Origin of the sequence: Novipirellula caenicola (assembly GCF_039545035.1) — a bacterium.
In the GTDB taxonomy this organism is placed as follows: Bacteria; Planctomycetota; Planctomycetia; order Pirellulales; family Pirellulaceae; genus Novipirellula; species Novipirellula caenicola.
Genome location: NZ_BAABRO010000018.1, coordinates 83060 through 106037 on the forward strand (window position 1 = coordinate 83060; position 22978 = coordinate 106037).

23 protein-coding genes and 1 tRNA gene are annotated in these 22978 nt (G+C 54.0%); 11 read left to right on the forward strand and 13 right to left on the reverse strand.

What is annotated here, in order from left to right; genetic code table 11:
- Positions 1-78: 78 nt before the first annotated feature.
- From csrA to ABEA92_RS25505, 8 genes are all read left to right on the forward strand, one after another.
- Complete coding sequence (csrA, locus tag ABEA92_RS25470; RefSeq protein WP_345687591.1) at positions 79-264, forward strand: carbon storage regulator CsrA; 186 nt, start codon at positions 79-81, stop codon at positions 262-264.
- Entirely contained in the window at positions 261-590 is a 330-nt protein-coding gene (locus tag ABEA92_RS25475; RefSeq protein WP_345687593.1) for a hypothetical protein, read from the forward strand. The genes csrA and ABEA92_RS25475 overlap by 4 nt, the downstream gene beginning before the upstream one ends.
- A 32-nt stretch (positions 591-622) precedes the next feature.
- A complete protein-coding gene (locus ABEA92_RS25480) occupies positions 623-1477 on the forward strand; it encodes a hypothetical protein (protein ID WP_345687595.1) in 855 nt (284 codons plus the stop codon).
- Between the two features lie 221 nt (positions 1478-1698).
- A tRNA-OTHER gene (locus ABEA92_RS25485) sits at positions 1699-1779 on the forward strand.
- Between the two features lie 48 nt (positions 1780-1827).
- On the forward strand, positions 1828-2229 hold the full coding sequence (locus tag ABEA92_RS25490) for a hypothetical protein (protein ID WP_345687597.1): 402 nt from the start codon (positions 1828-1830) through the stop codon (positions 2227-2229).
- 11 nt (positions 2230-2240) lie between these two features.
- The gene (locus tag ABEA92_RS25495; protein WP_345687599.1) at positions 2241-3296 is read left to right on the forward strand and encodes a hypothetical protein; all 1056 of its coding nucleotides are present in this window, start codon (positions 2241-2243) and stop codon (positions 3294-3296) included.
- Positions 3293-3598: a WYL domain-containing protein gene (locus tag ABEA92_RS25500; protein ID WP_345687601.1), complete on the forward strand. Its 306-nt coding sequence runs from the start codon at positions 3293-3295 to the stop codon at positions 3596-3598. The genes ABEA92_RS25495 and ABEA92_RS25500 overlap by 4 nt, the downstream gene beginning before the upstream one ends.
- Before the next feature lie 9 nt (positions 3599-3607).
- On the forward strand, positions 3608-3826 hold the full coding sequence (locus tag ABEA92_RS25505) for a hypothetical protein (RefSeq protein WP_345687603.1): 219 nt from the start codon (positions 3608-3610) through the stop codon (positions 3824-3826).
- Positions 3827-4359: 533 nt separating this feature from the next.
- Here the strand turns inward: ABEA92_RS25505 and ABEA92_RS25510 are convergent.
- The 4 genes from ABEA92_RS25510 to ABEA92_RS25525 form a co-directional block, all read right to left on the reverse strand.
- Entirely contained in the window at positions 4360-5052 is a 693-nt protein-coding gene (locus tag ABEA92_RS25510; protein ID WP_345687605.1) for a GTPase domain-containing protein, read from the reverse strand.
- 349 nt (positions 5053-5401) lie between these two features.
- Entirely contained in the window at positions 5402-5776 is a 375-nt protein-coding gene (locus tag ABEA92_RS25515) for a hypothetical protein (protein WP_345687607.1), read from the reverse strand.
- A 489-nt stretch (positions 5777-6265) separates the two neighbouring features.
- Positions 6266-6778 (reverse strand): hypothetical protein, encoded by a 513-nt coding sequence (locus ABEA92_RS25520; protein WP_345687609.1) that lies wholly within the window; start codon positions 6776-6778, stop codon positions 6266-6268.
- A 44-nt stretch (positions 6779-6822) separates the two neighbouring features.
- Complete coding sequence (locus tag ABEA92_RS25525) at positions 6823-7236, reverse strand: hypothetical protein (protein ID WP_345687611.1); 414 nt, start codon at positions 7234-7236, stop codon at positions 6823-6825.
- Between the two features lie 392 nt (positions 7237-7628).
- Between ABEA92_RS25525 and ABEA92_RS25530 the strand changes: the two genes are divergently transcribed.
- From ABEA92_RS25530 to ABEA92_RS25540, 3 genes are all read left to right on the forward strand, one after another.
- Positions 7629-8069, forward strand: coding sequence for a hypothetical protein (locus ABEA92_RS25530; protein WP_345687613.1), 441 nt, complete (start codon positions 7629-7631; stop codon positions 8067-8069).
- Between the two features lie 374 nt (positions 8070-8443).
- Entirely contained in the window at positions 8444-8932 is a 489-nt protein-coding gene (locus ABEA92_RS25535) for a hypothetical protein (RefSeq protein WP_345687615.1), read from the forward strand.
- Positions 8933-9483: 551 nt separating this feature from the next.
- Positions 9484-10218, forward strand: coding sequence for a hypothetical protein (locus ABEA92_RS25540; protein WP_345687617.1), 735 nt, complete (start codon positions 9484-9486; stop codon positions 10216-10218).
- A gap of 1116 nt (positions 10219-11334) precedes the next feature.
- Here ABEA92_RS25540 and ltrA read toward each other — a convergent pair.
- The 9 genes from ltrA to ABEA92_RS25585 form a co-directional block, all read right to left on the reverse strand.
- Positions 11335-12819, reverse strand: coding sequence for a group II intron reverse transcriptase/maturase (ltrA, locus tag ABEA92_RS25545; protein ID WP_345687619.1), 1485 nt, complete (start codon positions 12817-12819; stop codon positions 11335-11337).
- Positions 12820-13259: 440 nt separating this feature from the next.
- Positions 13260-13889 (reverse strand): DUF4145 domain-containing protein, encoded by a 630-nt coding sequence (locus ABEA92_RS25550; protein ID WP_345687621.1) that lies wholly within the window; start codon positions 13887-13889, stop codon positions 13260-13262.
- Positions 13890-14017: 128 nt separating this feature from the next.
- A complete protein-coding gene (locus tag ABEA92_RS25555) occupies positions 14018-14392 on the reverse strand; it encodes a hypothetical protein (RefSeq protein WP_345687623.1) in 375 nt (124 codons plus the stop codon).
- Between the two features lie 131 nt (positions 14393-14523).
- Positions 14524-14991: a Clp protease N-terminal domain-containing protein gene (locus ABEA92_RS25560; RefSeq protein WP_345687625.1), complete on the reverse strand. Its 468-nt coding sequence runs from the start codon at positions 14989-14991 to the stop codon at positions 14524-14526.
- Positions 14992-15300: 309 nt separating this feature from the next.
- Complete coding sequence (locus tag ABEA92_RS25565) at positions 15301-16779, reverse strand: hypothetical protein (protein WP_345687627.1); 1479 nt, start codon at positions 16777-16779, stop codon at positions 15301-15303.
- Positions 16763-17155, reverse strand: a complete 393-nt coding sequence (locus tag ABEA92_RS25570) for a hypothetical protein (RefSeq protein WP_345687629.1) — start codon at positions 17153-17155, stop codon at positions 16763-16765. Before ABEA92_RS25570 ends, ABEA92_RS25565 begins: the two co-directional genes overlap by 17 nt.
- Positions 17152-19407, reverse strand: a complete 2256-nt coding sequence (locus ABEA92_RS25575; RefSeq protein WP_345687631.1) for a hypothetical protein — start codon at positions 19405-19407, stop codon at positions 17152-17154. The genes ABEA92_RS25570 and ABEA92_RS25575 overlap by 4 nt, the downstream gene beginning before the upstream one ends.
- Entirely contained in the window at positions 19377-19790 is a 414-nt protein-coding gene (locus tag ABEA92_RS25580; RefSeq protein ID WP_345687633.1) for a hypothetical protein, read from the reverse strand. Before ABEA92_RS25580 ends, ABEA92_RS25575 begins: the two co-directional genes overlap by 31 nt.
- 4 nt (positions 19791-19794) lie before the next feature.
- Entirely contained in the window at positions 19795-22956 is a 3162-nt protein-coding gene (locus ABEA92_RS25585) for a coiled-coil domain-containing protein (protein ID WP_345687635.1), read from the reverse strand.
- Between the last annotated feature and the right edge of the window lie 22 nt (positions 22957-22978).

The following is a 22978-nucleotide window of genomic DNA, read 5'->3' on the forward strand; positions in this document are numbered from 1 at the left end:
TTTTTTGTGTTTTCACCTTTTTGGCGTCCCGACGTGGAGACGTCGTTTCACGAGTCAAGGATCGATGGAGAACAAGCAATGTTAGTTTTAAGCAGGAAAGCGGGCGAGACCATTTGCATCGGCGATGCGATCGAAGTAACCGTGATGGAAATCCGGGGCGAGCGAGTTCGCATCGGGATCAAAGCACCACAACCGATCCCGGTACACCGGTCCGAGGTGATGGACCGGATCGTCAAAGCGGCAATCCATGGCGGTACCGAATGATCCCGTCGCCACACGAGCGGATGGCGATGCGATCGATGTCGTTGTTCGGTGTTGTCATCGAGATCGGTAATCGTCGTTGGTTCGGTCTGTATCCCGCGATCGATGGCCGGCAAGCGATCAACACGGCGATCTTGGCCGCGTCGACGTTCGAGAACATCGACGCACGCCCGGATCGATGTTGGCCAGTGAAGAATTTCGGCTGCTGTTTGTATCCGACCACCTGGGTGGATGCGGCCAAGTTTGGCGAGAACATGCAATTCGGCCACGGGGCAACCCATCTCGATCCGTCCAAATGGGCGGCGGATTTTTTGGAAATCGTAGAGTGAGTTTGTTTTTTCAAAGGAACGGGAAACCAGTAATGTCAATGTTAAACGAAGATACCGACGTCAAATTAAACATCGGCGGCGAGCTCCGGCAAATCCATCCGGGAACCGAAACGATCATCGACGTGATCAACGAAGTCGGTGACGACGGCATCCCCATCAAACGGATTGTCCACGGCAACCGCCGGTTGCAACCCGAACCGCCAACCGAACGCGAAGTCGCCCGAGCCAAAGCACGCGATCACGAATTCCACTCGATCGACGCGTTCTGCGGCTACTTGTCTCGCGAGTGCGAGGTGTTGTCGTCGTTGGTTTTGGCCGACGTCGATTCCGAACGGATGCGAGCGACGCTTGACGAATCGGCCGAATCGGATCGCGAGTTTGTCCAGTTCGCCGCCACCACGCATCCGCTGTTTCGCCCGTGGTTGGATCTAGTCGACACATCGACGCCCGTGTTGGATTTCGCACTCTTTGCGATGCGTTACCGATCGGCGATCGTCCAGCCCGACGGCCGCGAGTTGGCGTTGACGTTCAGCCAAATCAAATCGAGCAAGACGATCACCAAAAAGTCGGGCGTCGGCGCAAAAACACTTAACGGCGTGATGGTTGAAACCGTCATCGGCAGCGAACGTCACGAAGTCGCCGTCGAATTGCCCGAGCGAATGACGATTTGCGTCCCGTTATTTTTGGACACCGACCCGGTCGACGTTGATTTGGATTTGTTGGTCACCGACACCCCCAACGGCATCGTCGTATTCGTCGCCGCCCCGTCGCTGCAGGAAGCAAAGTTTCGAGCGTTCGGCCAATTTGTTGAAACCGTCCGCAAACAGACCGAATTGCTGGTCGGATTCGGTCGCGTCCGAGAACGCGATTGGAATCTGATTCGCTAACACCTACACCCCATGATGAAGTGGGCCAACGGTGATCCCAAGGGACGGCCCTTGCTGGCGACGAGACCGAATAAGCGCCAACTGCAGATCGATGCGGAACGTCGCGTATCGAAACAAAGACGTGTGTTTGCGGGGCACGCCTTGATTTCCCTTTTCGTGCGTGCATGAAAAGGACATCGAAGAGCGGAGACGTGACGGCCCGGAGAGACGGGCAATGATCGGGGGCGGTAGCTCAGTGGTAGAGCAGGCGATTCACCGGAGGATCGACAGCCAGGTCGCGGGTTCAAATCCTGCCCGCCTCGTTGAAGTGTTTTGATCTATCGTTCACACGCACAGGAAAGGGAATTTGCATGGCTTCCAAACAATTCGTACCGCTATCGACAAAGCTGATCGACGAAGGCGAATTTGTCGACGAGCTCGACGAAGCGATCACCGAAACGATGAAAGGCCTCGTCGCGTTTCGCCGGCGGCACGGCGACCGATCGCACAAAGCCAAAGCGACGATCACCGCCAAGATCGAAATGGTCGTCACCGACGTCGAAAACGGCGCCTACCAAATCAATTGGAAACTCGACCAATCGCTACCCAAGCGACCGGCGCAAAGTTCGTTCGCCGTCGAAGGCGGAACCGAAGACAATTCCGACGCATTGTTCGTCCGGACCAGCGGCAGCGATAACAGTCATCCCGACCAAATGAAGTTCGCCACCCGCGACGGCCGCACGATCGATCCGGAGACCGGCGAAGCCCATTAAGAAGTGGAATCATGGAAGATCACCATCGTCCATTAATCGCAATGGCCGAAGAATCGACGCGTGAAATCCACGCACGCATTTGCGCGGTCGAATCGGCCGTACGTGCGATCGGATTCCGTGCCGATTCCGGCCACGATCTGATTTGTCGTTTGATCGCACGAGTCGCCGGGCGTGAAACGCTCGTTCGTACCGTCGCCGAGATCGCCGCCGATTCCGCCGTCGGGATCTCGTACAGCTACGCGCTGCGTTGCATCGCCGAACTGCAAGCATACGACGTGATCCGCACACGTGAAGTTCAAACCAACCCGACACGGCGACGTGGCCGACCGGCCAAGACGTTGCAAGTGTGGTTGAATTGGGAATTGATCCACGAGACCAACGCGATCGAAAGCCGTCATGTTGCGATGCAAAAAACCGCACCGATCCCATCCGAAATGGTCGCAGATGAATTAGTGACGAAGTCGTGTCGAGACAATGACGGATCGATGACCAATTCACGACCAAGCGGTGACGAACCGATGACCAAGTCGTGTCGAAACGCGAAACACACTGTATCAGAAAACCCTATCCCCTCATCGCCGTCACCCGGTGCAAACCAGCCCACTAAACAACCATCGGCGACGGCGACGGAATCGGAGATCACATTTGAATCGATCGTCGATACAATTCGCGATGCTGGCGTCGAGCGAGTCCGCAATCTGATCGACGAAGCCAAACAAGTCGGCATGACGCCCGCCGAGCTGGCCGACGCCGCCTACATCGTACGCCACACCAACGCCCTCGGCGGCGGTGCCCTATTCGATCACGTTCGCTCCGGCGGATGGCCGATCAGCGGAGTCAAGCCAGCCGACGTGATCCGAGCCGAGCGAAAGCAACACGCCGACGGAATCCGCCAAGAGGTCGCCGCCAACGCCCCACGTGGCACCCCACTGCACGCGATCGCCGGCGTCACCGCCAAGCGATTGATCGCCGCCGGATTGCCCGACCACGTCCGCGACAACGAGCGAGCCGTTTACAACGCGATCCATCGGTCCCCATCATCCAACGCCCACGGAAAACAACCATGAACCGCATCAAGTCATCCCAACAAGCATCCAGCCGCAACCACGCAATTTCGCGTGTTCGGCAACAAGTCAGCAAGGCCATGCGAGATCCCGATAGCTGGGTCATCCGGATCACCTACTGCGACGCCGACGGCGTCGTCACCGAGCGACGCGTGAGCCCCACGCGATGGAAGAACGATTACTTGTTCCGAGCGTTATGCACTGGCCGCGGCGAACACCGCCAATTTGACCTCCGCCGGATCGAGTCGATCGAGCTCGACAACGCCGCCGACGTGTTGATGCCCGAGGGCGTCGTCAAAAAATAGGGAACCACGATGCCCCAACGAATAAATCCCTACGCCGCCCCGATCCGCACAGCACCAACACCCACCAAACGCACCTACGGCCGCTGGTTAATCGCATGCTTGATCGGCTGGTTTGTAACCCTGCTTGTGACGGCAAGCATCATCGATGAACTGGCGCAGATGAACGATCGCCAACAACGGATTATTTGGGATCTGTGTGATGAGTTGGATAGGAACAATTCCAATTGAAGCAACTTCATCTCTACGAAACACCGTCCGGCAATTCGAACAAGAGTAGTTTGGTCCCCAAAATTTGGTTCACCGGTTGGCTAACTCGATCACTCGACCCACCAAAACGTATGTGCCAACGACACACCACAAAAGATTTTCCGAATGGTGCAGAACTCCCATCGCCCACGACACTGGCGTGCCCGACGGCCTAACTCTCGCACCATGGATTACCCGTATGTAATAGTCTTCCCTGTCAGGATCTAGACGCACAAGTGCGTGGCGTATGCTGGACTCCATAATCCGATTTCTTCGTGTCGCGTCCAATGATACAATTAATAAGACAAACCCCATCAAAAAGCATGAGCAAATTGAGTAAACGCTCACGTTTGGAGTAATCGCTAAAGCGAGTAAAAGCGTAAACCATAACACCCGCGTCGAGGTAGTCAAAACGATGCGTTCAGTTTGAAGATTTCGATACTGCGCTAGCAATAACGTTATTACAGGTGAATGCTCCGACTTGTCACGGATCGTTATGGATTTGTCTACTTTGCTCATCGCGAAACTTGTTTTGCGACTTTTCGAATCAATGAATCCAACAGTTCGGAACCATCTCTACTTTGTACCGCAATTGTCGGCATTACTGGAATAGCTTTTGCTGACTGTTTACCTATCACATCGCCAAGCCCGTTTACCAAACATTTCTTTACGTGGCGTTGTCTAGCGTCGAAGTCAGTCGTCCGCCGAACAGCATCTCGTTTGTTGAGAGCGACGAACAGCCCGCGATTTTTTTTAAGAAGCCGACTGTCTTCACGATAAATGTGGTCCAATCGTTCGCAAAAGGGGCTGAGCCATCGGGACACAGTGTCGATTGGCTTACTACTGTCTAGCACGATTAGCACGCAATGAGGGCGACGTTCACGCACGAGATTCGCGTGTTCTACTGGGCCAGTCTGTCCAGGGACGTCAATAGTACGCCTGACACGGAGCTTCAGTGCTTCGTCTCGCCCAATCGAGATTTGAAATGTTTTTGAATTCTGTATTTCCAGCGTTTTTTCATGTTGCTGATAAGTTTCCAGCATACCAAATTGAAGGTAGTCTGAAATGCTTGTCTTGCCTACATCTCCGGGGCCGACGATCAGCATTTCGACACCGCGAGCATATGCTGAAAGCCATTTGAGTCCACTGGGGACAGTACGTCGAATTACTTCGACGCCAACACTTACTCCGATAGCGTTTGCTTCCATAGTCCTTCGTTTTTTATGCAATATGAAAAGTGAAGTCTGCAAACGGTCGGAGCGAAAACAATATCGAACGCGCTTCTGGTGGACGACTCTTGTCGAACGAGAGACAAAACGTGGTGCGTACAAAGAGGTGTCAAATACCTAATTCTTTAAATAAAATTTTACGCTCACCCGGATGGCGGAACCACGCAAACGCGTTCCCGCATATTTCTAGGTCACGAACAAGATGCGAGCTTCCCAAAATGGATTTAGATACCTTTTCGCGGATCCGGTTCCACAATGCGAACGATGTTTGTGCGTGTCGATCGCAGTAGGTTGATAAATAGCTGCCGTCACAATTCCTGTACCATCGTCAACCCCAGTACGACGTCCAAACACCTGTAGGTTTCGCGCGGGCGGTCTCGTCAATCCAGCTGAATAGATCAGATAATGCAACTTTGGCATCATCATCTGAAATTTTCCCATCACGGTACTCCCTCAGCAACCATTCAATTGCCTCAGGCACGACCGTAGGCGGGTAGATGAAATCATCTGACATGATGTTTAGCATAGGGTTTTCCACCCCTTCTGCATGCCCGGTCCATACGACTTCTCCGCACGGATCGAACTCACATTTCGCATGTTTTGTATTGAGGCTTACCTCAAAAGAGCTTTTCGTGAGACGCACGCTGTACGCATCTTCATGGCCCCAGCGTGGTGAAAATATTTGAAAGGAAGAACTAATCACTCGTGCACCAGTTGTAACACTCTGAAGGGTTTCAAAGATTATCTAGTTCAGCGGCGTCGTCCTATATTCAAGAACCACCTAAAATCGCTAACTCAAGATAATTTGGAAATCTTACCCGACGGGGGGCTCGTGTCAAGTTGTTTGTTACACGGGCGAGTTGCGTTGGTACGAGGGTCGACAATTTTGTCTATAGAATGGCCGCGGTGATGAAAATCATTCCACGGGGTGCGGGGCCAAGACAGCACAATACTCCGTTAGCGATCGCATAAAGAAAAGGTGTCAGCATAAAGAAAAGGTGTCAGTAAAGAAAAGGTGTCAGGACTCTTTTCTCAATGCAATGCGATGACGTAGTGGGAGTTCGGCATGCTAGAAACGGACGGAGATATTAGCGGCGGAACCAGAACGAAATCGATGACTTACCGCGATCACGACGTCAGCGTCAAGCTGAGTCACTAGTTCACCGAAAATCAGACTATGTTGACATCGCTTCTAATTCGTTTCCGTCTTCAATGCGCAGTCCGAATGGATCAGCATCGCGATGGTGCTTCTCAGATACAGCGACTTGGCCGATTGAAAGCTGCACACGGTCGTCGTATCGACGAACTCTTTTGTTGCTGAATATATCTCGCTTGCGATTCTCGGATGACGAGAGGCAGCACGGGATGCATCGGCGATCGCACGAATAAAGCCGCTTAACTCGACCGACTGTGATAGCCGATTCCCCAGCACAGCGTCACAAGTGGGAGTCGGCTGTTCGCAATACTCCGACGTACGCTGGCGAATGAATTCCATATACTCGTCACTACAATGACGAGCCGATCGAGCTTCATCTTCGCGAGCCGAAGCACATTCTCTGCACCACGAGCTCGCAATCAAAGATTGATGAAAATCGCTCATAGCGATTATCGCAACTGGAGAGTTGACGATGTCTCCACCGCATGAAGGATCGCTTTTGATGGCGAACGAGAAGCCAACAACGGTACGTAAAAATTGCCCTCGCATTGATCCTACCAGCAAGACTACTGAAACCGGTAGTGATCGAACGTTCAGGCGACTTCAGGGCGTTTATCTCTATCGGATCTACAAATCTCGGCAATCAGCGTAGCAAACCGCCAACAGAGGTTTGGCATGTCACCGGTCGAAATTGCGGCTTTCGAGAACGCTTTCGTAGCAGCAAGGATTTGCCTCGCAACATGTGGGTGCCGCCTTGCCGAAATAGCAGCACTTGAGATCGCCCCAACGAATCGGCTGAGCTGCAATAGTTCGGCCGCCCGCACTTCAAAATCCTCGTTCGTCCGCGGCGGGGACTGGTTGCAAAAATCAGCAACGCTTCGGCGGATAATATCTCCATACTCTTCACCGCACCGGCTTGAAGCCTTTGTTGCCACATCTTGCATCAGTTCACATTTTTCGCTCCATAGTTTGGAAAGTTTGTGATTGTGGATCTCGATGTCAGACATCGTCGTACTAGGCGTCCCAAGTTGCGTGAGGATGAATCCGTGTTAGATCCTACGATGACTCATCGCAATCGCAACTCCTTGCAACGAGTTCAATACATGCGAATGTTACATAATATTCGCCAACGCGCCACAAGAAAAAGCCAAATTAGACACATCTATGTGCACATTTCAAACAACTCGGGGGGGCAGACGCAAATTCGCTTAAATTGCATGACAGCTTGCTCCCATCGCTCCACAATTCATCATCTATCCCACAGTAGCAATCGCTAGCATTATTTGCCGCCCTGTGATCGGCGCCGCTCGACGCATTCTGACAACATTTGTTATCTGCGGCAGCAGATTACCGTGGATTGCAGCATTCGACATGTTGTAAACTAATCTGGTACCAACGCTTGAAACTGGAAATACTGCAGATGCACCGCGACCCACTGAATCTCTCTCACCGGATCAATGCTGGTCATTTAGCCACCGCCAAAAAGCTGATTCGAAAAGCACAGAAACTAGAAGATCATGCCGTGCGCGAACAATTGACCCAGGAAGCCATTGACACAATCGATGGCGAATTGATCGATATAAAGGTGGATCGATTAATCCTTCGACCGTTGGTTGGTTGCGAAAAAGACAAAGATTTGCACTTGGGACTCGAGAAAACGGTTGCTGGAATTCTGGGAGTTACTCATCAACACATGAAAATTTCGACACATGACGACACACTCTCTGTCTACGCTGTCTTTTTCGGAAGCTATGTGTTTAGGCGAAGCATCATCATCTGGCTCGCGCAGAGGGCAATGAAAAACAAATGGAGCCTGGTTGAGCACTGCGACGCGATCTGACCACAGCAAGCGTCCACGATGCCGCGAAAGACGCAATGCGCCCCTTCTGGTGGTTGTTATGAGGGATGGATCTAAACGTCTCGCGATTGGGCAGGCATTTGATTAGGACTGTCAATTGTTTCGCAAATTACAGAGGCAACACGCAGACTTGCATGATGCTCGGCCGGCGGTGGGGAATGCGGTGCTTCGCTTCTGCAAACGCTTTCTACGACTTCACCTCACCTCGATGACAATGCTTCGTCGAAAACGGTCAGGGATGTCGACCGCAATGGTTCCCAAGATTGCGTGTGTCTTTTCGGTGTAATCGTCAACACCGTTTCATCGTTTTGCACGGAACCGCTGCGGACCGTGAAGTTGACTCGGCATGCATCGCCGTGCCAAGTATGATTGAGAGCCCCACCGCTGATGATCCCTCCCTCAATGCTGATAACTGGAAAGCTAGAATGCAGCCGCACTACGACGATGCATCGAAGCGAATTAGCCGAGCCACAATCAGGGAATCTCAAATCTTGATTCAAGATGCAGCAAATGTGGTTGAGGAACCGCTACGCGAATCTTTGAGATTGAAAAAATTTGAGATACCCGAGGGCAAAATCGTCGATGGAAACGTAGTTCGACTATTACTTCGGCCTTTGGTCGGTTGTGAGGACGCGGTCGATCTTCAGTTAGGCCTAGTGGACACGGTGGCGGCAATTTTGCAGCTCAGTGATAGCCGGGCAAAAATGGTCAAGCGACATGACTCATGGGCCGTTTACGCCGTTTTGATCGGCAGCGACATGCTATGTCAAAGCATGATTACTTGGCTGGCACACAAGGCGGTTCGCAATAAATGGAGCCTGATTGAAGATGTTCTGCGGCCGTGACCTCAATTATCGGCACTCCATTTGCCAGCCGGGCAAATGTCAATGATGTTCAAGCACAAACAATTGCGATCACGAAATGGAAGTTGAGTTTTACGAGATTAACGCCGGCGAAGAGTTTGAACACGATTCCCGAAGGTTTCGCAAACTGGACGATCGACGGGCAATGTTGGTCGATCGTCAAACAGACGCACGACGCGTGATTCACTTTTATCCCGAGGATAGGGTAATTAAAGCCAAAAGGTGATCGCAAATGACATGGGCGATTGCACCTTCTCTACATTCCCCTTCTCGCTGAAGATTCGACATTGTTTGGACCCGATTGTTTTGTACCGACGAATCGAACAACATTCGCAATTGGATGCACGGTTAAATCTGTAAAAATCGCCTGATAGCGTGCCGACAGTACCGATTGTAGCAATTTACTCTTCGGAACTCGGAACATATCTCGAGAATTCGGTTCTGATTACAACCTCGGTGTTTTTCCCCAACCTAGGCTTTGGGGCTGCGTCATCCACGGACGCATCCGGTTGTCACCGTGGAGGTGAGATTCGATGGAACGCAGTCAAACGCAAATGGTTCTGGGGCGAAGAAACGTGTTGCAAAACGACTCAAATTCGGGGCGGCCGATCGGACATTACGGCTTCCCGATCCATCCAACCGCGGACGATCGGGAATTGGCGAAACGGTTGGTCCGCAATGTCAGATCCGAGGACACGGAAAGTCTAAGTTGTGACTTGAGCCAGCAAGTGAGTCTCGCGCGAAAGCGTCCATTCCATACCTTAGACATTCATCGCTTAGTGCTTCGACCGCTGGTAGGGCACGATTGTGATCCAGACATCAGGTCACGACTTGAAGAGATTGTCGCCACCATTGTCGCAGCATCAAATGGCCACACCAACATTACACAACACAGCGGATCGTACAGCGTGTTTGCCATCTTCTTCGGCACCCATGCCTTCGAACGATGTTTAATATCATGGCTAGCGCATCATGCATCAAAGAACCATTGGAGCCTAATGGAGGACAGCGACGACTCGGAGGTCGCCCCGATTACTCCGCAAGTTGAATTACCAAAGGACAACTTGATCGAAAATATCAGAAACTCTATCGACGAAGAAAAGAAAGACGAATTTGGAAGCCTCCGAATTGGCGAACAATTCGTTTACGGCGACACTCGGTATCGCAAAATCGATGCACGCAGAGCGACGCGGATCAGCACCAGATCAGGATTTGCCGAGACGGCCCTGATTTTTTATCCCGAGGACAAGATATGTCCACTTGCTTGATCGCGGGTGTCACGGACAACCTAGGGCTGGCGGCGAGCGAGAAATCGCTTGTGATGGGGATGCCGCGTGATGCTTAGCGGCATCCCCCGCCAGCCCTTGATGATTCAAGCAAAGTCAATCAATCGAGCGTCGTCGGATTCCCAAAAAATCGCCTAACATCTCCGTCACGCTACGGAAAAAGAGTCCTGACACCTTTTTACCCCCTGACACCTTTTTACCCCGGAAAAAGAGTCCTGACACCTTTTTACCCTCTTAACGGCATCCCCCGCCAGCCCTTGATGATTCAAGCAAAGTCAATCAACGAGCGTCGTCGGTTTCCAAAAAAAAACGCCTTACATCTCCGTCACGCTACGAAAAAAGAGTCCTGACACCTTTTATGCTCGACACCTTTTATGCTCCTCGATTCACCGTACTCACCCAATTAGGACGTCTTACGGGGAACGCTAGGATTCACGGGGTCGGGCCGTGATTAGTTTGATCTGCCAAAACGCGTGACGCCCGACTCCCGTGCAATCCATTGGTTATCCGCCGTTCTGCTTTCTGCGAGCAATGATCTGGCGAATTGTAGGGCGAATCATGAAAATCGCGAACGAAAGTAGCGATGGAATGACGAGTCCCCCAGCAATGAATAGTCTGGTGGTGGTTATTTGCAGAGTTGTCAAAGGGAAGGATCGACCGGATAGCAATCGATCCCAATAGGGCGTGTTACCGATGCCCGCGTAAACGCTCAGGAGCGAATAGACCGGACCGGCCATGATGCAGGCGAAGGATGCGACGCCAAGGCCGAGCAAGATTCTTATCGCGTGCAGTTGGACGCCACCATCTTCCAGGGTTAGCGACTTAGGGGGGTTGTAAGGATTCTCCATGATAGCGAGTGTGCCCAGTCGGATAACGGTTGCCGTAACCGGGAACGGACAGTTGACTCTCCATTTGCAAAACCTTGCAAGCCGTTCTCCGGGCGAGTAGACCGAGGTCTCTTCGGTTTAGGTTAAGCTTTGTGTTCCCTGTTGGCCACCGGTTTCCCTGGTGGTGTCACAAGATTTTAACCCTGCCTCATTGACCCTCGGCCCCTCTCAGATCCGGACGTGCGGGGCTACCGCATCCGGCTCCCAGATTTCACTTCTCACCGCCACACACCCCCTGCCGGTTCATCGCGATCAGGTCCGTTAAACGCTTCGGATTCGCCAAAGGATGAAGCTCCGTGAAGCGATTGAAATCATCCCAGTTCACATAGCTGTTTTGACTGCGGCGACTTAGGTGACGCTTTGCCATCCGACGAACCTTGCTGCGGTACGCCATCAGCATCGGCCAATTGTCATTGATCCCGTAATACTGATAGTGTCCGCGAAGTTTCGCGTTCAGGACTTGCCACATTTCGCCGACCGCAGTGGAGAGCTGATGATGAAACCAGAGTCGCATCTCTTTCAACTTCACGCGTAATTTCTTCCCGGACGTTTTCCTCTTCAGTTTGAACTTGCCCGCTCGTGAGCGACCGCAGTAGTGAGTGAATCCGAGGAAGTCGAAGGTCGCTGGGGCCCCTTCACCTCGCCGCTGGCTATCGCGACGCGCGAAACGTCCAAAACGAATCAACTTTGTTTTCTCCTCGGCGATTGATAACGAGAACCGGTCAAGTCGCTTGGGCAAAACCGCTTGGTATCTCCGCGCGTCCGATTCCAACTCGAAGCAGCAGATAAAATCGTCGGCAAAGCGTATCAAGTACGCTTCACCGCGAAGTCTCGGCCGCACCTCTTGTTCAAACCACTCGTCTAACACGTAATGCAAATACACGTTAGCCAACAACGGTGAGAGACTTGCTCCTTGTGGAACTCCGTCTTCGGTTGCCTGCAATTTGCCATTGACCATCACACCCGCTTTCAGGAAACGGCAGATCAGCCGAAGCATCTTGCGGTCGCTGATGCGTTTCCGCAAAAGCTCGACAAGACGTTCGTGAGACACGTTATCAAAGAAGCCTTTGATGTCGGCGTCGCTGACCCAGTTCACTTTCCGCGTCGCAATGATCCCGCCAAGATTCGCTAGTGTCCCGTGACACGATTTCCCAGGGCGATAACCATACGAAAAGTCATAGAAGTCGACTTCGTAGATTTGCTCCAAGATCATCACGATCGCGCTTTGGACAAGTTTATCCTCCACGCAAGAGATACCAAGCGCTCGCGTCTTCCCATTCCCTTTGGGGATGTTCTTACGCAAGCTTGGCATCGGACGATAGCTGCCCCGGTGCAGTCGACTGAGCAGTTCCCGAAGATTCCCTTCGAGATTCTCTTCGTAGTCTTCCACCGTGACGCCATCGACTCCTGGCGTTTTGCCTCGTTTCAATCGGCGAAAGGCGTACCATAGCAGCTCATAGTTGAGCAGCGAGAAGAGGTTATTAAACACCTCTTCTGGGTGCGTCTCCGCTCTGTGGGTGATGCGATCCAAGCGGTCCAGCACCGAAGTCTCACCACTGAGTGTGGGCGGTGGGGCGTCTTGGTCGCGAAAAATCCTGACCGCCTTCCCTACACCGGTATTACCCGGCTTCTCGCTACCCAATTGGACTTTGGGCGACTGCGGTACTATGCGGCCATCCGAATCCCTGAGAGTCATTTGCCTTCGTCGCTTATTCCACTTCTCGGGCATACTCGGTTCGTTGTGATTGGAAGTCATAATCGAATCAAGAACTTCAGGGCCTCACTGGTTGCCTGGCTGACGTGTTGTATAGCGCGAATGGGGCGCCGACTCCGGGTCTCCGTTTGCAACTCGCCATTGACGTTACAAACGGTGTTGCCTTGGGGCGTGAACAAACCTTGGGCAGAATCCAACAGTTACCAAATTTCGGAGCTAATCCCGTTCACGGTCGCAGGGCCACCTGCGATCCATTCATCCTCACTACCTCTCTGTGTACGCTTCAAGCTACGATTTCGAAGTCAAGCTTCTTATACGCAGCCTGCAACACTCAATACTGGGCGTGTGGCTAGCACTTACCCAGGCGGGATTCGCACCCGCTCGTCAATCAGACCTTGCCAGTCCGCACGTTCACGGCTTGGTTATCCCTTCGCGTCGGATGCTTTGAGGGACCGAAGGCGTTCCAGTAGTGATGAGTATTGATACAACCCTTTGATAATCTCCTTCGTGAACTCAAACGCGACTGCAAGTTCCTGTTCGGAAATTTCTGCGAATGTCCGTGCTTCGATGTGTGCGGCATCATTCCCGAGCAACCGAAGTTCGTCCATTGCATCAATAAGCTCGCGGGGCAGAACAATTTTGGATTCAAGATCTTTGATTCGAGCCTTCAGATTATTGCCAGTTGCTCCACGATCATCACAAATCTTCTCAAGTGTACGTCGCAACATTATCGCGGCAGCAATGAAAGCGTGGGCGGAGTGACAGTCTATCGCCTCCTCTAACGACTCCTTTACGGAAGCGGGAACGTTTTCGGAATCAAATGTTAGGCGAACCGGTGGATAGGTGGCGACAGCATTGCGTTTGTCGAATACGACAAAAACGTGACCGCGGCAGGATGAGCTTGGGCACCGACGTTGACCGCAAGAATACTCGTTGTTGATTTTAAGATCTTTGCCAAGTTCGTCGAACGTACCAGTGTTGCCACACTGGGGGCAGACCAAGGTCGGCTTCCCGGCAGAGGTTTCTTGCGAGAGGGTAGCTTTGATCTTCAAGATGTTCTGTCTTCAATGGGATAACGTTTGGGATCAGCGGGCGGCGGAAATCGACATTGATCTCACCAAGAAACTCGCCTCCGCCGCTCCGTTGAATCCCATGGTTCGTCGCAGCGCAGACTTGAAAATTACTCACCAGGAGTACTAATGTCGCGAGTACCATAGTAGACGAAGGGGCGCTCCTTAGCAGTGACTTTGTTCGTCCTTCTCGCACCAGTTGCTCTCGCGCCGATAGCTTCGACGCGAATTTCACGTTTACCGTAGTAATTGAACTTTTCAGCGCCACCGCGTCGATCGCTTAACGCCACAGTTGGTTTTGCCCCCCCACTTTCGATACGAATTTCGCGTTTTCCGTGGTAGACAACTGCAGGGTCTTCGTTGGCCGAAACATTGGCTGGCAGCTGGCGGGATTCGTTACCTGCCGACTCAGGCAGGCAATCGTCCGCCGTCACGTAAGAGCAAAATACAGTGAGCACAACGAGAGCTGCGATTCGATGGGGCATGTCAAATCTCGCGTTTGAGGTGTCGACGAACGGCGGCGATGTGCGGGCGGCGAAGGGTGATTGAACCAGTTTGCAAAAACGATGCCGCCGCTCCGTCACCATCGCATGGTTCGTCGGTACCTGCAGCGGATTCAGCGTAACCACCCCATCAGCCCGAGCACTTCGTGAGTCACAGCGTCGGGGGCGATCCCAAATCCAGCGAGCAGATTGACCGATTTCGTTTTGCTCGCCACCACACCAAGCAATAGGTGCTCCGTTCCGATGTGCCTGTGATGCATTCGGTCGGCACCTGCGAGTGCTTCAGTGAATACGACAGGAACGTCGTCATCGATCCCGAGTGGTGAGCTGCAATGGACGCGGTTCCGACCAGCTAAGCGTCTTCGCAATTCGAATTCGGGCAATTCAAGATGCGAAAGCACGTTGGCGGCTACACTAAAGCCGTCGACGAGATAAAGTCCAAGCAGAATATGGCACGAATCCACGCACGAGTCGCCAAATTCATCGGCAGCACCGACCGCATGTTGGACGGCGGTTTGGGCATGGTCAGTCGTACGGTCAGATCGCCCGAGAGCGAGAATATCACGGACACGCTGGTCCATCGTCTATCTTTTGATTCATGAGTAGGGATTGGGAGTGAGCCTAGTCCGACGAACTTATGTTTCTACGGGAGGACAGGGTGAGAATAAGTCGTTTTGGGGTGTTCTCACCGCTTGTTCGACTTGTTCTCACGCAGCACCCCCTCTTCGGAGCGGGCTGTCCGTCGCGTTATTCTCCCCCACCGCCGGGCCAGCGTCAAGCTTATTCTCACCTACGGCATGACTCTGACGAGGGGGAATTCCCACGGCTTGAAACCCAGGCATGCTAGCATCAACCTTGTTCGTCAGAGAATCATCAAAATGATTGCTGGCTCAGGGCGCTCCAACGACCAATTCGAAATCGTTTTTGGTGAAGGGGGCGGCGTGATGGCGGACGGTGTGCACGCCGCCGGCCCATGATAATTCGATTGATGTCAATCGATAAAAGGTGGTTTCCAAGTCTTCGCCAACCAAGTCGTCCGGGCCGAAGGTGATTGTCGGCGGAGTGTCGTCAAAAATTGGGATCCGCTTTTGCCACTGGGTCAAAATGGGCGACGTGACTCGGTTGCCAATCTCTGCGAGCGCTGGATGACCGCTGACCAACCACATCACGGGACCGGAGGGACGCTTTTTGCAAGGCCCCCATTTTGTTCCCGACGAAGCTGTGGTGACATACGAAAAGTCACCCGCATCGATCGCGGTTTGCGGGCCGTACTGATCGTTCGTTTGACCGCTGCCCGCCCACAAATTAGCAAACTGAGTTGATGTTTCGACCGCAGAATTGCGTAGATCAACAACCGTATACAAGTTAGCGCTGACAATAAACTCGTTGGTTGATTCGTCGATCCCGGCAATCCACACCGACGCATGAACTTGCGGCGTCCGGAACGCCACCGATTGCGTTATCGGTGACGGAGTGTTTTCAATACCATGCACCGCGTCTTGAACGAGCAAGATCTCACGAGCCATTCGGGCGTTGATGTAGATTTCGCCGTAGATCGCTTCGCTGTAATTACACCCGTTATAGATCAACGTTCGGTCGCGAGTTGCATGATAATTTGGCGGGTCGAGAAAAGGATCGTTGGGCCGTGGATCGACGAAACCGGTGAACGAACCGCCGGGAGTGGTGACGGACAAAACCGACATTCGCAATTGGCGTCGATTGGACCGCCGAACGCAAGCCGCGAGCGGTGGGCAATCGAGAAACCGTGACTCGGCAAGGTTGGTTTGATTGTTGGCGATGATCGAACCGGCAATGCTTGGGTAGTTTGCCAAATCGCCATCGGGCAACGTGAACGATGCCGACAATTTGCCGCTCGGCGTGGTGGGCGTGAACTCGAGCCAGTTTTCTTGCTCCCACCATCGCCGGACGATGTCGCCACTCGGCTCGGCAAGCACGTCGTAAACCTTCAACATCGGCGCCGCATTCACCAACAACGTGTTGCCATCAAACGCGACTTTCACTTTCATCGCAAAACCAGATTTGACCGGAATCAAACGTTCTCGTGTTTCGCCGTCACACTCGACTGTGATGATCCAGCGATGTTCGTATGGCAGCTCCCATTCGTTGTAAACGACTTTTAATCCCGAGGGAAAATAGTCGAGTGTGATTTTCAACCAAATCGAATCATCGCTTCTTTTGACCACCAATTCGCGAGTCGATTCACCGTCGTACGTGTGAAAGCTGCAATCGAGTCGCCAATCGGTTGGCGGCAATAATCGCACGTCGTTGGCAGCGGTGGTCGCCCACAATTCACACGTCTCGTCACAACCGCAATCGCCACCGCCACCGGGGCTATTCTGGAATGACATTGGGCTCGTAATCCTCGATCGTTGGGTTGCATCCAAGCGTGATCGTTCGCCACACGCCATCGTTGCCGAATTGCACTGCGATCGCGTAACAACCGACGGTGTATTCCCCCGGCGGTACCGCGGTGGCTTCGATCGTTCCAAATGTCTCGACCAGCTCGACGCCGTCGCGGTCGGTGGTGCGGAAAACTTGGATCGTGATGGTCGTCGCAGAAAATGCGTGATCCGCCGCCGATGGTGCGATCGTGACCGACTCGGTCAACAATCCCTCGGCAAACCGGATCGACGGTTGCGATCGCGTCACCATGTTCGCTTGCAGCTGGGCGACGGCCGCCCGCAGCTGCGTCACCTCGTCACGCAATTGTTGCAATTCACTCATCGGTTCGCCCCCGCTTCGATCAACCGCATCACGTCGAAACGATGCGACGCGGCCGTGATGGTTTGTGTGGACCGGGCGTCAGATGTCCGCGTCGCGATCGGAGAGTCGATACGGATCTCGATCACCGGGGCAGCAACATCAACGCCGGCGACATCGACGTATCGCACATTGGCACCGATCGGCAACAATCCGATTCGTCGTTCGGATTCGATCGTGACGCGATGTCGAGGCGAATGGGCGTGGGCGGCAAGCAATGACGCAAGTGCTTGTAGCCTCGGCAATGGGTTTCGCAAAATGCCACCGTTGGAAGTTTTGCGATCGCCAAACTCGTCGATCTCGACCACTGTTCCCGGCGGAATGTAGATCATCTGCAACGGCGCGTGTTCAAAAACATAAAGCCGACGCCGTGGCACATCGATCGCCCCAAGATTACCGGATGCGATCGAGTAGTAGGGACGGCGATCGCCGAGCATCGCAACGGTCGTCTCGATCGTTTTGTAATCGTATCCGCTCAACCCTTTGCCATCGGCCTCGTTGCCGTTGGACGCGGCTATGACGAACCTTGGGGCACCGCCGACGTTTAATCGCAAACCGGGACCATTTTCGTTGATCGCATTGACTTCGAGCGTGAACGGACGCATCGAGGCGAAGGGGCCCGTGGGCAAATGCGCGTCGACGTCGCCGATCAGCTCGAGCGGATCGCGTTTGTCAGATACATTCTCCGACGGCATTGCCATCGACACGAGGATCGGCCGCAGTTGCCAGCCGACCGATTCGTCAACCGCATTGAGGTCGCCGGAGTAGTCGACGCCAGCAAATAATGGCAACTCGGTAAGGATACGGTGCGTTCCCGGGTAGGCCACGTGAGGTGTGTCGTCGTTGCCGCCGGTTTCACGATCGGGATAGATTGATTTGCCATCAAGGCACGTGCCATCGGATTCCGGATCGAGGACAAGATCGCGATAGACCGATTGCAAGTGGACTTGATCTCGGACTCGTTTGTTAGCTTCGGACCGTTCGGCGTTGGTCCATTCGCTCCAATCAGGATCGAGAAACGCCCCGTAATCGTAATCGTTTTTGTTTTCAAGCGTCCATGTGTCCGACCATTGTTTCGATCCGTGTTTCAGCGTGCACACCGAGATTTCACGCGGACCGGCGACGACGACTTCGTCGACCACGTCGGACGAATCGATTTGGTGGTCGATGTGGGTCAATGGATCGGCCAACGCGTAAACGTTGACACCGCCGGAATCATGCGGCAACGCTCCGATGCCGGGGATCGTGGTCGGGGTAATCAATCGAGTTTGCGAGACGAGATGAACGCCGTTGACGACCGGCAATCCGGAGGTGCCGACGTCGGGGATCGTTGCGGTCGCGCCGATCGCGAGCGAAGCCATGCGACCGGGGGTGACGAGTTGACGAAGCACATCGCCGACGGTCCGGCCGTCGCATGTAACGGTGGGCGAGTCCCAATTGGGCAGGTATTCTAAACCGCTGATTCGCCACGGAATTTCCGACAATGGGGCCGAATCGGGATTGGGCATGATCCGCGACGATGTCGGCGCGTGGAATCCGATCAAGTGTTGGACGATGTCGGCGGTCGACCACGTGTGTCGTTCTTCGTCGGGACGCGTGAATCCGTATGCTTGCCAAGTGCGAGTGTCTTCGATCGGTTTTCGAGTCGCGGACCGGTTGCCGCGGCCGTCTTGGTTGAACGTGGCGGCGATGTCGCCGAAACGCTTCCATTTTTCTTCGTCATCTGGATCGCTGGCGACTGTGCCTTCGATCGTGGCAAAGTCCCACAACCGTTCCATCCCAAAACAGGGAACGATCTGCGTACCGCTGGCAATCGCGCTGCTTCGCGGGTCGGCCGAGCCGTAGGATAGCGGTTGGTTTTGCGGCGATTCGGCGTACCCGAGCCACACCATCGGCGTTACGGAATCGTCCGATTCGTGGGCGATCAATACCCAATAACCACGCGCGGTGATTGGTGCGAACCGTCGCGCGGTGTTGTCACCCGGCAAACATCGCCAACCGTATTGGTAGTGCAGCGTTGCGGTAGAGATTTGCGGGAATGCCGACCAAACCGTTTGCGTAGCGTGCAAATCGGGCCGCGGTGTCCAGTCGTCGGACCAACGCGGTTTTGTCCAAACTCGCGACGAGTGCGTCGTCGATTGGCGAGGAAAAAGATCGGCGTTGTTTAGGTTGATCGTAATCGACATTAGGACATTGGCACCGCAACGAGAATCCATTCGCTGACGATCTTCGATGCGGGCGAATGTTCATAATTGACACCGTTCCTCGATCCGGCGGCCATCGGAATGATTTCGGCGGAAACGATACGGACATCGAGAACAAAGAAACGCAGCCGATAGGGCGTGAATTCGTAATTGATGCCGTCGGCGATGATGTAGGCGTGCAAACCGATCTTGTCGCGTTGGCGCCGTTGATTGATCTCGAAATAGTCAACCGCATCAAACCGCGTGGCCAAAAGTCCGAAGGGCATCCCCGACGGCGGGTGCATTTGGATGCCGACGTTGGGAACACCGGGTTGCACGTAGGGCACGCCCGACCATTTGGGCACCTCGACCGTGCCTTCGTAATGATCAAATAGAATTCCACCGATGTTGAGCATTTGATTATTGGGTTTCCATTGCCGCGCGTTGATCCGCATTGATCGCTGATTGGCGAATGACGTTGGACGAATTACCCGGTTTTGGTTTCGTGTTCGCTTCGGTTCCCTTCATCGCATCAAGTTGTTCACGTGCGATCTTGTTTTGTTCGTCGACTTTCTTTGCTACGTTACGAAACTCATTGGCAAGATTCTCCATGTAGCGTCCCAGTTCGGCGTTCCCTTCCCTGCGAACACGGTCCCCGAGGTCGGTCGCGTAGTCGGCGGCCGAGGTGATTGAACCGGGAACAAGTGAGTTGGCGTTATTCGTAATCAACTCGATGATGGCGTCGATCTGGTTATCCAACCGGTTGATGACGGGTTGTTCTTCTGTCGTGATTCCGTCCTGTGCAAATTCACGTCGACGTCCGAGCAATGTGTTGATCGCGTCGACTGATTCTTCGGCGAATGTTGACCCCGATAGTCGACCGCGGCGGATCCACGCTTCGTCGACTTGGGACGATACAAATCCAAGAAACCCCGGAGAACGTGTTTCCTGTAGGGTGGTGGCGACTTGGTCACGCAATGCTGCGAGAGACGCCCCCTCAATGTCTTGACTCAATTGAGCGGACTGCCCCCCCTCGCTTCGGCTGACGAAGTTGGATACGGACAATTGCGGTGTTCCCGACGCGATTTGCGAGGCTTCGCGTTCGAAGAAGTCCGCATCCGCTCGGATCGTTTGGTAGCTGCTTCGCAGCTGCCGTGCGGCGTCGCTTTCGGCGTCAAAGATGTCATTCAGAACAACTTGGAATTGCTTTTCACCAAATCCTTCGCCAACGAACTGCCGCTGTAATGCTTCGTTTTGCTGCAGTGTTTGAATTCGGCCAAAAAACGTGTCAAACGCCGCGGTGCCTTCGCCCTTCTGCTGGACTTCGGTTGCGACGGTAACGAATTCGGCCAGTCGCTCACGGTCGCGAATGTTCGCCTCGGTCGCGGACCCCTTGGCGATCTTTCGATCGAGCAATTCAATTTTGCTTCGTGCGTCAACGAGTTCATCGTCCAGACCGGTAAAGAACGAATCCATCCGTGTTGAGAAATCGGTTTGGAACGTCGCCGAGCTCGTCCCCCGGTCGTCATTGCCGAATTGGGTAATGACTGCGAATAACGCGGCCGCTTGTCGCGACGCTTCCTCGGCGTCTTGTTCGCGAACGGTCGACACAGACGAACCAATCGCTTTTGGTAACGATTCGACCAATGCGCCGGGATCAACGATTGCGGCTTGCGTTCCGGTGGTTTCGAGCAACGCGATCGATTGGCGGATGTCGGTCAATCCGGTTTGCCTTTGCAATGCCACCGCTCCAGCCGCCGTTTCATCGAGCTGATCGGGCGTGTTTCGCTCGAGCCGTGCCGATTGCGTGACCGCGTCGACCGCTTGCTCGGACGTTGCCCCACGCGAGACGGCGGCACCGAGTGCCGTGGTGATTTCGGTAAGACCCGAAAAGCCGGCTTTGTTGGCGATTTCACCAATGGATCGCTGCAGCAATTCGTCGCGCTCGACGATCGACAATCCGGCAAGGTTTTTGGCGGCCTCTTGCTGGGCTTTCGCAAGTTCGCGTTGCTTGTCGAGCGAATTGTCAAGCAATGTTTGTTGATCGACTAGGTACTGATTGATCGACGCGAGCACATTTTGAAAAGTGCTGTACGCGGTACCGATCGCGAGAAACTTTTGGACAGTACCTTCGAACGTCTTGTCAAGTGTCGATGCTTCGGGCTGTACCTTATCCTTAATGGCACGAGCCGCCTTTTCCGCTGCGGGATCGATCTTTCCAAGCGACGCAATCACATCGTCGATCGACCGCTCAGCCAATTCGCCAGCGTTGACCAAATGGCTTTTCAGCTCCGCCGCGACCTCGCGACCAACCGGCCCCATCGACCGCAATGTTTCGAGCGTTTCAGCAAACTTGCCCTCGCTGAATCGTGCCGCGTCGGCTAATTCGCTCTTGATCCGGTCGGCCGACGCCTCGACCGTCGGGTCGATTCGCTTCAATCGCTCGAGCACTTCGTTCATGTCGTCCGCAGCCGCAGCATCGGCTGCGACCAAGTCGGCTTCGATTCCCTTGGCGATTTCCGACGCTTCGCCGCCTAGCGATTTCAGCTCGGCAAGCGTGTTGTTGAATTCGGTTTGCTTGTCGGCTTCGGCAATCCGAGTGCGAATTTCGTCGGCCACGCCCTTTGCCGCCGGGCCAAGTTTCTCGAGATTGGCAAGATAGGATTCCAATGCCGCAGTGTCGCCGCCGGCGGTGGCCAATGACCGAGTGATCTGGTTTGATAGTTCCGCCGATTCGGGACCAAGTTCGGCAAGCGCAGCGTGAATCCGATCGAATGCGACTTCGGGCTCGACGTCGCCAAGCTCGGCACGCACGCGGGCGGCCACCTCGGCTGCAGCAGGATCGAGTTCGCGGAGACGTTCGACGTAGACATCCAATGCCGCCGTGTCGTTTCCGGCGGTGGCCAATGATCGCGTTATCTGGTTGGACAATTCCGCTGATTCCGGACCAAGTTCGGCAAGCGCAGCGTGAATCCGATCGAATGCGACATCGGGTTCCACGTTGCCAAGTTCGGCGCGCACGCGGGTGGCCACCTCGGCTGCGACCGGATCGAGTTCGCGGAGACGTTCGACGTAAATGTCGATGTTCGGTGCGGCCAATTCGATCGCTGCAAGATCGTCACGCATCTCGCGAATTACTTTCGATGCCGATCCGCCTAGCTGCTCGATCGATCGAATCGAATCATCGAATTTTAACGTGACTTGCGACGTTTCAAATTCGGCTCGCATCGCCTCGGCAGCATCGGCGGCCGCAGGGTCGATCCGGCGCAAGTTTGCAATGATCGACTCGATCGACTTTTGCCCCGCTTGCCCCGTCGATCGAAAATGTGCTTGCAGTTGATCTCCGAGTTTCTTGCCTTCTGGTCCCGCTCGTTTCAGATCGGCCAGCATCCCTTTGAGTGCTTTGTCGTCGGCATCCTTGACGCGTTTCAGCGCGGCTTCGATTTCGTCACCGGCGGCGTTGCCTGCGTCTGCGGTGCGGGCAAGTTGGCGTTCGTGGTCGCGTTCTTTTTCGATCACACGCTGAAGCGACGCCAACAGTTTGGCTTCGTCTCCGCTCAGCTCGACGACGGTAGTTGCCACAAGATCAATTCCGCGAGGGTGG